The sequence below is a fragment of the Micromonospora sp. NPDC005203 genome (assembly GCF_042872705.1).
Taxonomy (GTDB): domain Bacteria; phylum Actinomycetota; class Actinomycetes; order Mycobacteriales; family Micromonosporaceae; genus Micromonospora.
In genome coordinates this window covers 171,284-184,075 of the sequence record NZ_JBIAKV010000013.1, presented here as the reverse complement: position 1 = coordinate 184,075, position 12,792 = coordinate 171,284, and the positions used below count along the sequence as shown (strand labels likewise).

13 protein-coding genes are annotated in these 12,792 nt (G+C 71.5%); 10 read left to right on the top strand and 3 right to left on the bottom strand.

Annotated elements, in window-relative coordinates; translation table 11 throughout:
• The first annotated feature begins 38 nt into the window (after positions 1-38).
• The 4 genes from ACFYPM_RS25625 to ACFYPM_RS25610 all read left to right on the top strand — a co-directional run bounded on the left by ACFYPM_RS25625 (position 39) and on the right by ACFYPM_RS25610 (position 3,981).
• Complete coding sequence (locus ACFYPM_RS25625; RefSeq protein WP_387201765.1) at positions 39-1,433, top strand: ABC transporter substrate-binding protein; 1,395 nt, start codon at positions 39-41, stop codon at positions 1,431-1,433.
• Positions 1,430-2,389 (top strand): carbohydrate ABC transporter permease, encoded by a 960-nt coding sequence (locus ACFYPM_RS25620; protein ID WP_387201762.1) that lies wholly within the window; start codon positions 1,430-1,432, stop codon positions 2,387-2,389. Before ACFYPM_RS25625 ends, ACFYPM_RS25620 begins: the two co-directional genes overlap by 4 nt.
• Entirely contained in the window at positions 2,389-3,255 is an 867-nt protein-coding gene (locus ACFYPM_RS25615) for a carbohydrate ABC transporter permease (protein WP_357239552.1), read from the top strand. Before ACFYPM_RS25620 ends, ACFYPM_RS25615 begins: the two co-directional genes overlap by 1 nt.
• A gap of 120 nt (positions 3,256-3,375) precedes the next feature.
• Complete coding sequence (locus ACFYPM_RS25610) at positions 3,376-3,981, top strand: class I SAM-dependent methyltransferase (protein WP_387201759.1); 606 nt, start codon at positions 3,376-3,378, stop codon at positions 3,979-3,981.
• 114 nt (positions 3,982-4,095) lie between these two features.
• On the opposite strand, the gene eccB is transcribed toward ACFYPM_RS25610, so the two are convergent.
• Complete coding sequence (gene eccB / locus ACFYPM_RS25605) at positions 4,096-5,472, bottom strand: type VII secretion protein EccB (RefSeq protein WP_387201756.1); 1,377 nt, start codon at positions 5,470-5,472, stop codon at positions 4,096-4,098.
• A gap of 126 nt (positions 5,473-5,598) precedes the next feature.
• Between eccB and ACFYPM_RS25600 the strand changes: the two genes are divergently transcribed.
• Together ACFYPM_RS25600 and ACFYPM_RS25595 are read left to right on the top strand one after the other, a co-directional pair.
• Positions 5,599-6,318 (top strand): spermidine synthase, encoded by a 720-nt coding sequence (locus ACFYPM_RS25600; RefSeq protein ID WP_387201753.1) that lies wholly within the window; start codon positions 5,599-5,601, stop codon positions 6,316-6,318.
• Positions 6,319-6,535: 217 nt separating this feature from the next.
• A complete protein-coding gene (locus ACFYPM_RS25595) occupies positions 6,536-6,712 on the top strand; it encodes a hypothetical protein (protein ID WP_387201750.1) in 177 nt (58 codons plus the stop codon).
• Between the two features lie 11 nt (positions 6,713-6,723).
• Here ACFYPM_RS25595 and ACFYPM_RS25590 read toward each other — a convergent pair whose 3' ends face one another.
• Positions 6,724-8,526, bottom strand: coding sequence for an acyl-CoA dehydrogenase (locus ACFYPM_RS25590; protein WP_387201747.1), 1,803 nt, complete (start codon positions 8,524-8,526; stop codon positions 6,724-6,726).
• 153 nt (positions 8,527-8,679) lie between these two features.
• Here ACFYPM_RS25590 and ACFYPM_RS25585 point away from each other — a divergent pair, with 153 nt between their 5' ends.
• The 4 genes from ACFYPM_RS25585 to ACFYPM_RS25570 all read left to right on the top strand — a co-directional run bounded on the left by ACFYPM_RS25585 (position 8,680) and on the right by ACFYPM_RS25570 (position 11,459).
• Entirely contained in the window at positions 8,680-9,102 is a 423-nt protein-coding gene (locus ACFYPM_RS25585) for an MmcQ/YjbR family DNA-binding protein (protein ID WP_387201744.1), read from the top strand.
• A 119-nt stretch (positions 9,103-9,221) separates the two neighbouring features.
• Complete coding sequence (locus ACFYPM_RS25580) at positions 9,222-10,259, top strand: SMP-30/gluconolactonase/LRE family protein (RefSeq protein ID WP_387201741.1); 1,038 nt, start codon at positions 9,222-9,224, stop codon at positions 10,257-10,259.
• An 84-nt stretch (positions 10,260-10,343) separates the two neighbouring features.
• Positions 10,344-10,724 carry a VOC family protein gene (locus ACFYPM_RS25575; RefSeq protein WP_387201738.1) on the top strand — a complete coding sequence of 127 codons (381 nt, stop codon included), beginning with the start codon at positions 10,344-10,346 and terminating at the stop codon, positions 10,722-10,724.
• 39 nt (positions 10,725-10,763) lie between these two features.
• Positions 10,764-11,459 carry an alpha/beta fold hydrolase gene (locus ACFYPM_RS25570; RefSeq protein WP_387201735.1) on the top strand — a complete coding sequence of 232 codons (696 nt, stop codon included), beginning with the start codon at positions 10,764-10,766 and terminating at the stop codon, positions 11,457-11,459.
• Positions 11,460-11,510: 51 nt separating this feature from the next.
• Here the strand turns inward: ACFYPM_RS25570 and ACFYPM_RS25565 are convergent.
• Positions 11,511-12,792, bottom strand: a 1,282-nt coding sequence (locus ACFYPM_RS25565; protein WP_387201732.1) for an MFS transporter, incomplete at its 5' end; no start/stop codon positions are given.

Sequence of the window (12,792 nt, the reverse complement as noted above, 5' to 3'; positions counted from 1 at the left end):
TTGAATCAGTCATGTACCCTTCGAGAGGAGTGCCACCGATGTCAGCACCTCCGAGGCGGATACTCGCCACCACCCTGATCATGGCACTGACAGCGTCCACCCTGCTGGCCTGCGGCGACGACCAATCAGACAGCAACAGCAAAAAGATCACCGTTTGGAGCCTGGAGGACGTCGCCGACCGGGTCACCGCCACCAAGGCGATCATCGCCGACTTCACTGCCAAGACCGGCATCCAGGTCGACCTCGTGACCGTCAACGAGGACCAGTTCCCCTCCCTGATCGCCGCCAACGCCGCCGCCGGCGACCTGCCCGACGTGGTCGGGTCGGTCTCCCTGGCCGGCATCCGTACGCTCGCCGGCAACGAGCTGCTGCACGCCTCGGCGAACGCGGAGGTCGTCGACAAGCTGGGCAGGCAGACGTTCTCCCCCCGCACGCTGGAGCTGACCGCCGACGACGGCAAGCAACTCTCCGTCCCCAGTGACGGGTGGGGTCAGCTGCTCGTCTACCGCAAGGACCTGTTCGCCGCCGCCGGCCTGCCCGCCCCCGACACGTACGAGCGGATCACCGACGCCGCGACGAAACTGAACACCGGCGGCGTCGCCGGGATCACCGCGGCGACCTCCGCCAGCGACGTGTTCACCCAGCAGACCTTCGAGCACCTGGCACTGGCCAACGGCTGTCAACTAACCGACGACTCCGGAAAGGTCACCCTCGACTCACCCCAGTGCGTGGAGGCGATCCGCTTCTACGGCGACCTGATCCGCACCAGCTCGGTGAAGGGCGCCCAGGACGTGGACACCACCCGGGCCACCTATTTCGCCGGCAAGGCGGCCATGGTCATCTGGTCGCCATTCATCCTCGACGAGCTGGCCGGGCTGCGCAACGACGCCAAACCGACCTGCCCACAGTGTCAGACCGACCCGGCGTTCCTCGCGAAGAACAGCGGGTTCGTGACCGCGATCAAGGGCCCGAACGGCACCGAGCCGGCACAGTACGGCGAGATCAGCTCGTGGGCGGTGCTCGACGGCGCGGTGACCGACCCGGCGAAATCCTTCGTGGAGTACATGCTCGGCGACGGCTATCCGCGATGGTTCGGCATGTCCCCCGAGGGCCGCTTCCCGGTGCGCAAGGGCACCACGGCCGAGCCCGAGGCGTACCTGACGGCCTGGAACACCAGCCAGGCCGGCGTGGACGCGAAGAAGCCCCTCGCCGACGTGTTCGGCGAGGAGGTACTCGCCACCCTGCGCCGCAGCCCGGACACCTTCCAGCGGTGGGGGCTCACCCAGGGGCAGGGCAAGCTGGTCGGCGCGATGCTCGGTGAACTACCGGTGCCCAAGGCGCTGACCGACGTCTACTCCGGCAAGTCCGACGCCGCGGCCGCCGCCAGCCGGGCCAAGAAGGACGTGGAAGCCATCAAGGCGGGCGTCAATTGACCACCACCGCGCCCGAGACCGGCCGCTCCCCCAACCGGGAGCGGCCGGGACGGGCCGGCCGCCGTCGCCCACTGACCCTGCGCCGCCGCGAGTCCCGTGCCGGGCTCGCGCTTGTCGCACCGACACTGCTCGTCACCCTCGCGGTCATCGGCATCCCGATCGTGTGGACCGTGGTGCTCGCCTTCCAGCGGGTCCGGCTCGCCACGTTGCGCAAGACCGGCCTGTTCGGCGAGTTCACCGTGGACAACTTCGACCGGGTGCTGCACACCCCCGGCTTCGCCGAGACACTGTGGGTCACGCTGATCTACAGCATCGGCGGCACCGTCGGGTCGATCCTGCTCGGTCTGCTGGCCGCCCTGGTCGTCCGCCGACCGTTCCGGGGCCGCACGCTGGTCCGGGCATCCATGCTGCTGCCGTACGTGGCACCGGTTGTCGCGGTGACGTTCGTGTGGCAGGTGATGCTCGACCCGCAGCTCGGCATCGTCAACGCGTGGGGCCAACGCCTGCTGGGCTGGGACACCCCGGTGCCGTTCCTGTCCCAGGAGTCGACCGCGCTGAGCACCGTCATCGCCTTCGAGGCGTGGCGATATTTTCCGTTCGCGTTCCTGTTCCTGCTGGCCCGGCTCCAGGCGGTGCCCGGTGAGTTGGAGGAGGCCGCCCGGGTCGACGGCGCGACCCCCACCCAACGGTTCCGGCACATCCTGCTGCCCCAACTCCTGCCGGTGATCGCCCTGCTGGGCGTGCTGCGTTTCATCATGACGTTCAACAAGTTCGACGACGTCTACCTACTCACCGGTGGCGCCGCCGGCACCGAGGTGGTCAGCGTGCGGGTGTACGAGTTCCTCACCGCTCGCACCGACATCGGCGCGGCCTCCGCGCAGGCGGTCGTGCTGGCCGTGGTGCTCATCGTGTTCGTGGTGATCTATCTGCGCTTCTTCGGACGGAGGGTGAGTTGATGGACCGGGACATGGTCGAGACGGTCAGCCTGCGTTGGCTTCGCCGCCTGGTGATCGCCGTGTTCCTGGTGGTCACCGTCTTCCCCTTCTACTACATGCTGGTGCTCTCGGTACGCCCCATCGAGCAGTTACTGCTCGACCCCGGCGCGCTGCTCGTCGGCTTCGGTGAACTGACCGTGGCCACGTACGCCGAGGTCCTCAAGGCCACCGCCGACGGCGGCCAGGGGTTCCTCACCTTCATCCGCAACAGCGGACTGGTCGCGGTGGCGGCGACCGTGCTCACCCTGCTGGTGGCGATCCCCGGCGCGTACGCGGTGGCCCGGCTGCGGTTCTTCGGCCGGCGGCAGGTCGACTTCCTGTTCCTGGCGGTCTACCTGTTCCCGTCGATCGTCATCGCGATTCCCCTGTTCGTGGCGTTCAGCCTCGTCGACCTGCGCGGCTCGCTGTTCGGCCTGGTGCTGGTCTACATCTCGCAGACGCTGCCGGTGTCGGTCTACATGCTGCGGAACTACTTCGAGACCATCCCGGTCAGTCTGGAGGAGTCCGCCGCCATCGACGGTGCTGGCCGGCTCGGCATCATCCGCCGCGTCAGCCTGCCCCTCGCGATGCCGTCGATCATGGCGGTCGCGCTCTACGACTTCATGATCGCCTGGAACGAGTTTCTCTTCGCCCTGCTGTTCCTGATCGACAAACCCAACCGGTGGACGGTGTCGCTGGGGCTGTCCCTGCTCTCCGACGGGGTGGAGGTGCCCAAGACGGTGCTGATGGCCGGGTCGGTCGTTCTCACCCTGCCCATCGTGATCCTCTTCTTCGCCAGCGAGCGGCTGCTCACCGAGGGCCTGACCAGCGGCGCGGAGAAAGGTTGAGCGGACCGACCCCGCGTTCCCCGATCGGTGGCAGTTGGGCAGGTCGACACACCGGACACCGCCCTGCTCAACTGCCACCGATCGGTGCGCCTGGAAAGCCGGTCCGGATACGGTGGCCTCATGGCCAACCCGACCCGCTGGGCGACCGACACCGGCCCGGAGCACTCGCAGTGGTACATCGATCGGTTTCGGAAACTCGCGGCCGAGGGCGCGGACCTGGCCGGCGAGGCCCGCCTGGTGGACACCCTTGTCGCGCCCGGCTCACGGATCCTCGACGCCGGCAGTGGCACCGGCCGAGTCGGTGCCGCGCTGGCCCAGCGCGGGCACACCGTGGTCGGGGTGGACGCCGACCCCGCCCTGGTGGCTGCGGCCCGCGCCGACTATCCCGGGCCGACGTGGCTGGTCGCCGACCTGGCCGAGCTGGACCTGCCGGCCATGGGTGAGGCGGAGCCGTTCGACGCGGCGGTGCTGGCCGGCAACGTCCTCGCCTTCGTCGCCGTCGGCACCGAACCGGAGGTGCTGCGCCGGGTCGCGCTGCACCTGCGGCCGGACGGCGTGCTGACCGTGGGCTTCGGCACCGAGCGTGGCTACCCGCTGACCGCGTTCGACGCCGACGCGGTGGCCGCCGGGCTGCGGGTGGAGCAGCGCTTCGCCACCTGGGACCTGCGCCCGTGGCGCGACGACGCGCCGTTCGCGGTCAGCGTGCTGCGCCGTCCGGCCGACTGACACCGTCTGCCACATGTTGTTGCCCGGTGATCAAGAGGTTTGCGTCAGGCCCGCGCCAAGCTCTGACGCAAACCTCTTGATCACCACCGTTTCGCCGCCGCCAGGCTGTGGTGGTCAGTCGGGGGCGGCGACGGCCCGGGCGGCGGCCGGGTCCAGGGTGGCCCCAGCGGGCACCAGGCTGACCAGCCCGGCGGGCAGCCGTACCGGACGCACCTCGCGGTAGCCGAGCATCGGCAGCACCTCCCGGTCGGCCAGCACGTACCGTCGGCCCAGGTCGGTGACCACGGACACCGCGCCGCCGGACGCGCCGGGCGCCGCGGCGGCCTCAACGACCGCGCCGCGACCCGGCTCCACCACCACGTGGTCGGCCAGCACCGCGCCGTCGCCGGGCGCGGTCCGCGGCGTGGCCGCCAGGTCCCGCAGCGGTACGCCCCAGCGCACCTCGGCTACCCCGCCGTCGTCGGCGACCCGGGTGCAGAGGTCCCCGCCGTCGCCGGCCGCGAGCCGGGGCGGAGTCGGCGGCGGGGCGTACGCGCCGCTCGGCGCGAGGTCGGGCACGTTGGGCAGCGCGGCGAAACGACCCAGCGTCATCGGCACCGGCTCACCCTGCCCGGTGCGCGCCAGCAACAGCCCGGCCTGCAACTCGGTGATGCCGGCCAGGCCGGCGTCGACGGCCACCGCGTACTGCCGACCGCCACCGGAGTTGCTCACCAGGTAGACCGTGCCGATCGCGGCGTCCGGCACCCGGGTGGCGGGCTGGCCCAGCCCGGGCAGGTCGAGCGGGGCGAGGTCGCTGCCGGCGGGCAGGGAGTTGAGCAGGGCGGGCGCCACCGCCACCGCCTGCGCGCGGGTGGTGGCGAGCGCCGCCAGCACCCGGCTGGGATCGCGGACGAGGTAGCGCCGTTGGTGCCAGACCAGGTGCAGCCCGCCGTCGGGGTGCCGCAGCAGCAACGCCTCGTCGCCCAACAGCTGGCCGCCGTCGGGCTCGGCGCCGATCAGCAGAGCGGAGCGGGGCACCTCGCCCGCCGGGGCCGTCGAGCAGACGGTCCACGCCGCCGTGGCCAGCCGGCCGGGGGCGGGCAGTGAGTCCGGCGCGTCGGCGATACCCAGCGGCAGCCCGCGGGGGACGCCGTCGATCGTGCGTCGGGAGACCAGCACGGTCTTGGCCTGGTCCGCGCCGACGATCAGCAGCGCCGAGGCGTAGTTGAGCACCGGGTGCAGCTTCTGCTCGCGATAGACGAACCGCGCGCCGGACTCCTTCTCCACGATCACCGCACCCGGGTCGCGCCAGCCCTTTCCGCCCCCGGCGAACAGGCCGTAGAGCGCGAAGCCGCCGAGCCCGATCGCCGCGACCAGGACGCTGGCCAGGCCGGCGCCGGCCAGTCGCCGAAACGGCGACTGCGCGGGGTCGGTCTCGCGCATGACCAGAGCGGCGACCGCTCGCTGGACGCTGAACTGGTAGGAGTGCAGCTGGTCCTGCCGCGACGGCATGGGGTCCCTTCCAGTGGGTCGGCCGGGGCACAGAATATGCGTTGCGTCGATGTCTCGGGACCCTGCGTGTCCGGCTCGGGGCAACCGGTACCATCCGGGGACGAATCCGGCGGCGAGAGGGCACCCGTGGGCGCGCGTTTCGAGGAGCTGGCCTGGCGGGAGACCCCGATCGGCGCGATCAGCCTGCGCCGACGCCGGGATCCGGCCCTCCAGGTCGAGGTGTACGAGGTCAAACTCGACGACGAGTACCTGATGTCCAGCCTGTTCCCGGTCGCGGAGATCGAGCTGGCCCGGCTGGGTCTCGCCGCGGTGGCCGGCGACTCGCTCGACGTGGTGGTCGGTGGTCTCGGGCTGGGCTACACGGCCTGCGCGGCGCTGGGCGACCCACGGGTGCGTTCGCTGCTGGTGGTGGAGGCGATCGAGGACGTGATCGACTGGCACCGTCGGGGTCTGCTGCCGTTCGCGGCAGGGCTCGCCGAGGACCCGCGGACCCGGTTCGTGCAGGCTGACTTCTTCGCCTCGGTGGCCGGTGACGTCGGCTTCGACGCCGAGGCACCCGGGCGGCGGTTCGACGCCGTGCTGCTCGACGTCGACCATTCCCCGCGCAACGTCCTGCATCCCAGTCACGCGGCGTTCTACCCGCCGGCCGGGCTGCGTCGGCTGGCCGCCCTGCTGCGGCCCGAGGGAGTGTTCTCGCTCTGGTCGGACGACCCGCCGGACACCGAGTTCACCGCGGCGCTCGCCGAGGTGTTCGTGGACGTGCGGGCGCACGTCGTGCCGTTCGCCAACCCGCTGACCGGCGGCGAGTCCGCGAACACGGTCTACGTGGCGCGCACCAAGGGTTGAGCCGGCCGGGCGCCCGTGATCGACTCGGTCGGCCCGCCCGTGATCGACTCGGTTTTCCGGAGCTTGGGCCATCACCACGTCTCGGACACCCCGACAGCACGGAACCCGAGTCGATCGAAGCACCGCTTCGCACCTCACCCGGGCATGGTGGCGGCCGGATCGGGAAAGGCCACACCGTGCCCGCCGCACCAGGCGCGGCCGGTTACCGGAGGTGGACATGCGTGCGCTGCTCTGGGTCGTCGGCGTGGTCGCTGGCGTGTTGATCCTGCTCGGGCTGATCCTCGAGGCCGTCCGCTGGCTGATCATCATCGGCCTGATCGCGCTGGTGATCGTGATCATCCTGGGCGTGGTCAAGGGCCGGCAGGCGGTGCAGCACCAGAACCGTCGACGCTGACAGCCGCTCGGTCAGAACCAGTCCGGGCGCATGTCGAGGGTGGTGCGGTCCCGGCTGTCCAACAGGTCGAACTGCGGACCGGTGCGGGGCAACTCGACCCGGAAGAAGTAGCGCGCCGCCTGGCGCTTGCCGGCGTGGAACGCGTCGCCGGCCTCCTCCGGCGGCAGCGCCAGCACCTGCTCCAACCACATCCACGCGATCACGACGTGCCCGACCGCCTCCAGGTAGGCGGTGGCGTTGGCCAGAGCGGACACCGGGTCGCCGTCGGCCCACAGCCGACGGGTGACCGCGGTTGTCCGGTCCACCGCGGCGGCCAACCGGTCGGCCAGATCGGCCACCTCGCCGCCGACCTTGCGGCCCCGCTCGATGGTGTCGCCGATCGTCGCGGTCAACTCGGCGAGGCCGGCGCCGCCCCGCATGGTCATCTTGCGACCCAGCAGATCCAACGCCTGGATGCCGTGGGTACCCTCGTGGATCGGGTTGAGCCGGTTGTCCCGGTAGTGCTGCTCCACGTCGTGATCGCGGGTGTACCCGGCGCCCCCGAGCACCTGGATTGCCAGGTCGTTGGCATGCAGGCACCACTGCGACGGCCAACTCTTGGTGATCGGGGTGAGCACGTCCAGCAGCAGGTGCGCGCGCTCGCGGTCCGCCTCGGCGGGAGCGGTGTGCTGCTCGTCGAGCAGCCGCGCGCAGTAGAGCACCAGCGCCAGCGCCCCCTCCACGTAGCTCTTCTGCGCCAGCAGCATCCGACGTACGTCGGGGTGGTCGATGATCGGCACCTGTGCCGTGGCCGGGTCCTTCGCGCCGACCGGACGGCCCTGCGGTCGCTCCCTGGCGTACGCCAGGCTCTTGAGATACCCGGTGTAGCCCAGCGCGGTGGCGCCGGCCCCGACCCCGATCCGGGCCTCGTTCATCATGTGAAACATCTGGGCCAGTCCCTGGTGCGGCGGACCGACCAGGTGGCCGACCGCACCGGCGCGGCCGCCCGGGGTGTGCCCACCGTCGCCGAAGTTGAGCAACGTGTTCGTGGTGCCCCGGAAACCCATCTTGTGGTTGAGGCCGGCCAACACGACGTCGTTGCGGTCGCCGAGCGACCCGTCCGCACCGACCAGCACCTTGGGCACGATGAACAGCGAGATGCCCTTCACGCCGGGCGGGCCGCCGGGGATCCGCGCCAGCACCAGGTGGACGATGTTCTCGGCCAACTCGTGATCGCCACCGGAGATCCACATCTTGGTGCCGAACACTCGGTACGTGCCGTCGGCCTGGGGCTCCGCCCGGGTGGTGATGTCGGCCAGTGAGCTGCCGGCGTGCGGCTCGGACAGGCACATGGTGCCGAAGAACCGGCCGTCGAGCATCGGCCGGACGTAGGTGTCCACCTGCTCGGCGCTGCCGTGTGCCAGCAGCAGGTTGGCGTTGCCCAGGGTGAGGAACGGGTACGCGGAGGTGGCCACGTTGGCCGCCTGGAACCAGGTGAAGCAGGCCGCCGCGACGGCGTGCGGCAGTTGCAGACCGCCGACCGAGGCGTCCAGCCCGGCGGTGAGCAGGCCCGTCTCGGCGAAACTGTCGAGCGCCGCGCGCACCTGCGGGATCAGCCGCACCCGCTGCCCGTCGAAGGTGGGCTCGGTGAGGTCGGCGGCGCGGTTGTGCGGGGCGAACTGCTCGGTGGCCACCCGCTCGGCGAGGTCCAGCGCGTCGTCGAAGGTCTCCCGGGAGTGCTCCGCGTAACGGGGGCGCTCGACGAGTTGGGACACCCGCAGCCAGTCGTGCAGCAGGAAGTCGAGGTCGCGGCGGGAGAGCAGGGTGGACGGCACGGAACTCCTCAGCGGGCACGGGGTGGGAGCGTCCAGGACGACGGCCCAGGGTCGCCCCGGCTCATCCTGACGGATCGTGGGGGCGGGCACCACCGGCGTGGGTGGCGTCGGGCGAGCGGAATGTGTCACACGGGGCGGCTAGGGTCGCTGGTCGTGACCGCACCCGGAGATGTCCCGCCCGAGGTTCTCGACCGGCTGCGCCCCATCTGCCGCGGCCTGCCGGAGGCGTACGAGGAGCCGGCCTGGGTGGGCACCCGGTGGCGGATCCGCAAGCGCACCGTCGCCCACGTGTTCACCGTCGACCCGGCCCGTCAGGTGGTGCATGCGCGAGCCGCCAAGCTGGACGAGCCCGCCTGCCTGCTGACCTTCCGGTCACCGCTCGACGAGATCGCCGGGCTCCTGAGCGGCGGGCACCCCTTCTACAAACCGGACTGGAGTCCGACCGTCATGGGCATGATCGTGGACGGCGGCACCGACTGGGTCGAGGTCGCTGAGTTGCTGACCGAGAGCTACTGCCTGCTGGCTCCGAAGCGGCTCGCCGCCCTGGTCGACCCCGCGGCCCCGCCGACCGCCTGAGCGCTGCCCGCGCCGGGTGGTTTCGCACGGCCCGCGCCGGGAATGCCTCGCCGGTTGGCCGGATCCGTCGGTCACCGGCCGCGAGCGCGGACGCCGTCGGGCGGGTGAGGAGCACGTCAATGTCCATGCTGCCCAGCCAGCAGGACCCCCGATTGGCAGCGGTCCTGCGCGAGGACCGGGTGTGCACGGGCGTGACCACCCTGCGCGGGCGGATCTTCCTGAGCTACCCGTCGGCGGACCGGCCCGGCGTCCAGGTGGTCGAGGTGTTTCCCGACGGTAGGCGCGACCCGTACCCGGATGAAGCGTGGAACCGCGCCGAGCGGGCGCCGGACGGTGCTTTCGTGCACGTCAACGGGGTACGGGCCGGACCGGACGGTTGCTTGTGGATTGTCGACTCGGGTGCGCCGCAGCTCGGCGACCGGCAGGTGCCGGGTGGCGCCCGGCTGATCGCGGTCGACCCGGACGCAGACCGCGTGGAGCGCGTCTACGACCTCGCCGAGGCGGTGCACCCGACCAGCTGCCTCGACGACGTCCGGTTCAACGGTCCGACGGCGTACCTCAGCGACGCCGGAGCGCCGGGTCTCATCGTGCTGGACCTCGACTCGGGACGGTCCCGACGGGTGCTGGACGGGCATCCGAGCACAGTGGGTGGGCCGCTGGTCGCCGACGGGCGGGTCGTACGGGACGCGAGTGGCGCCGAGGTGCGCCTGCACCTCGATCAACTGGAGGTGTCGCCGGACGGCCGCTGGCTCTACTACCAGCCGGCCTCCGGCGGGATGTCCCGGATCGCCACCCGCTGGTTGGACGACCCGTCGGTGTCCACCGACGAGGCGGCCGGGCGGGTCGAACCATGGCGTGACACGCCCAGCACCGGAGGTACGGCGATCGACGCCGACGGCACCATCTACCTCAGCGACGTGGAACGGCGGCGCGTCCTCGCCCTCGCACCCGACGGCGGCGTGCGTACCGTCATCGAGGATCCCCGGTTGGTCTGGGTGGACGCCATGTGGCTTGACGCGGATGCCCAACTCTGGATGCCGGCGGCGCAGTTGCACCTGAGCGCCGGGCTCAACGGCGGGCACCCGGCGGTCGAGTATCCGGTGTGGATCTACCGGATGGCGGTCGCTGCCGGGCCGCCCTCACGGGACCACGCCTGAGCGGATTCCGACCGGCGCCGGAGGACGTGCGTCGACGTCGGCGGCTGTCGCCGCCGCCCGCCCGCCGCCGATATGCTGCCCCGCATGCACCGGAGCCGTGTCTACGCCCTGCTGATCGACGCCCCGGAGGCGGAGGCCGCCCAGGCGGCGGAGTTCTGGTCGGCGGCGCTCGGCGTCGGCACCCGGTCCGATCCGGCGGAGCCGCAGTTCGTCGGCCTGCACGAGGCGCTGCCGGGGATGGTCACGGCCGTGCAGGCGGTGGACGACGCGCCGCGCTACCACCTCGACATCGAGACCGACGACGTGGCGGCCGAGACCGCCCGCCTGATCGACCTGGGCGCCACCGAGGTGGCGCGGTGGTTGGAGTGTCGGATCCTGCGAGCCCCGGGCGGGCATCTGCTGTGCGTACTGCCGGTGGCGAGCCCGCCGGAGGTCTTCGCGGCGCAGGCCCGCACCTGGCCGTGAGCCGCCGGGTTGTCACAGGGTGCCGCTAGGGTCCCGCCCATGGCTGATTTCGTGTTGGTGGCAGGGGCGTGGCTGGGGTCGTGGGCATGGGACGAGGTCGTGCCGCCGCTGCGAGCAGCCGGGCACGACGCCTACCCGTTGACCCTCTCGGGTCTCGCCGAGCGCCGCGGTGTCGTCGCCGGCCAGCAGACCCACGTGCAGGACATCGTCGACGAGGTCGAGCGCCGCGACCTGCGCGACGTGGTGCTGGTCGGGCACAGTTACTCGGGCATCCCGGTGGGTCAGGCCGCCGAACGGATCGGCGACCGGTTGACCCGGGTGGTCTTCGTCGACGCCGAGGTGCCTGTCGACGGCGGGTCGTTCGCGTCCGGTTGGTGGCAGGGCCAGGCGGCGTTCGAGGCGCTGCTCGCCGACAACGGCAGTTCCTGGGCGCCGGTTGGCGCGGCCGATCTCGACGGCCAGGGGCTCACCGACGAGCAGGCGACACGGCTGGTCGAGGGCTCCACCCCGCACCCCGGCGCCACGCTGACCGAGCCGGCCGTGTTGACCCGCCCGCTGGGTGAGCTGCCGGCGACGTACCTCAAGTGCCTGCTCGACGGACCCGAGCCCAACGACACCGTGGCCACGTTGCTGACCAGCGACCGCTGGCGGCTGGTCACGATGGCGACCGGTCACTGGCCGATGTTCTCCCAGCCCACCGAGCTGGCCCAGATCCTGCTGGCGGATGCCGCCTGACCTGCCCGTGGGCTCGCTCCGGCGGCAGGCGGCCGGAGCGGGCAGCCCGGGTCAGTCGGGTCGGGCCGCGGGGTCGTCGACAGTCCTGATGTGGCGTATGGGCGACGCGAGCAGCCACAGCACGGCGAGCACACCACCCAGGCCCGCGACGACCAGGGTCGGTCGAAGCCCGATGGTGGTGCCCAACGCACCACCGACAAGCGCGCCGAGCGGTCGGATGCCGTAGTTGACCGCGCTGTACGCACCGGCGCGGCGTCCTCGCGCGTCGTCGGGCGTCACGGCGGTGAGGAGGGCGTTGAGGTTGACGTCCATCAGCATCACCCCGACGCTGGAGACCAACTCGATGGCCGCCAGCATGGCCACCTTCGTCCACATGGGGCCGGACACCAGCGCGGTCAGCGCCAGCGGCGCGGGAAAGAGCACCGCGCCGATCATGGCGGTACGTCCCAGTCCGATGGCACGCGAGATCCGTGGCGCGAGTGCCGCGCCCGCGAGCCCGCCGACCGCCCCGAATCCGAGGGCGACGCCGATCGCGCCGGCCGACAGGTGAAGTTCGTTGCTGGCGTAGAGCACCAGCAACGCGTAGGAGATGAAGGTGAAGAAGTTGACGGTGCTGGTGCAGCCGAGCGCGGCCCGCAGCACCGGATGCCGCAACACCAGCACGAGCCCCTCGCGGACCAGGCCGAGAGTGGACGTTCGGCGCGGCGGCGGAGGCGGCTCGCTCACCGGGATGCGACTGAGCAGCAGTGCGGAGCCGAGGAAGGACACCGCGTCGACGACGATCGCGGCCGGCGCGCTCAGCGCCTGGACCAGCCCGCCGCCGACCGCCGGTCCGGCGATGAACGAGAGTGACCGGCTCACGCTCAGCTTGCTTGTCGCGTCCACGTACGCCGATCGCGGCACCAGGGCCACGAAGAACGCCTGGCGGGCCATGGCGAACAGCACCGCCCCGGCTCCGGTGAGCAGCGCCACCAGGTAGAGCTGGGTGAGGGTGACCGCGTCGAACAGGTAGGCCACCGGCAGGCTGATCAGTACCGCGGCGCGGATCAGGTCCGCGATGATCAGCAGCCGGCGCTTGTGGGTGCGCTGGTCCACCCAGGCGCCGAGGAACAGTCCCAACAGGTTGGGCAACCAGATCAACGCGGTGAGGACGCTTACCTGTACGGGCGTAGCGGCGAGCAGGGTGACGGCGATCAGTGGCAGGGCCAGTTCGCTGACCCGATCACCGAAGTCGGAGATCGTCTGACCGATCCAGAAGGTCCGGAACCGCCGGTCGCGATGCAGGGCCGGCGGCGGCACCGCGTCGGTGGCGCGCCCGGTGTCAGTGCCGGCG

Coding starts and splice junctions, on each gene's coding strand:
- ACFYPM_RS25625 (WP_387201765.1), top strand. CDS start 39: ATGTCAGCACCTCCGAGGCGGATACTCGCCACCACCCTGATCATGGCA.
- ACFYPM_RS25615 (WP_357239552.1), top strand. CDS start 2,389: ATGGACCGGGACATGGTCGAGACGGTCAGCCTGCGTTGGCTTCGCCGC.
- ACFYPM_RS25610 (WP_387201759.1), top strand. CDS start 3,376: ATGGCCAACCCGACCCGCTGGGCGACCGACACCGGCCCGGAGCACTCG.
- eccB (WP_387201756.1), bottom strand. CDS start 5,472: ATGCCGTCGCGGCAGGACCAGCTGCACTCCTACCAGTTCAGCGTCCAG.
- ACFYPM_RS25595 (WP_387201750.1), top strand. CDS start 6,536: ATGCGTGCGCTGCTCTGGGTCGTCGGCGTGGTCGCTGGCGTGTTGATC.
- ACFYPM_RS25580 (WP_387201741.1), top strand. CDS start 9,222: ATGTCCATGCTGCCCAGCCAGCAGGACCCCCGATTGGCAGCGGTCCTG.
- ACFYPM_RS25575 (WP_387201738.1), top strand. CDS start 10,344: ATGCACCGGAGCCGTGTCTACGCCCTGCTGATCGACGCCCCGGAGGCG.
- ACFYPM_RS25570 (WP_387201735.1), top strand. CDS start 10,764: ATGGCTGATTTCGTGTTGGTGGCAGGGGCGTGGCTGGGGTCGTGGGCA.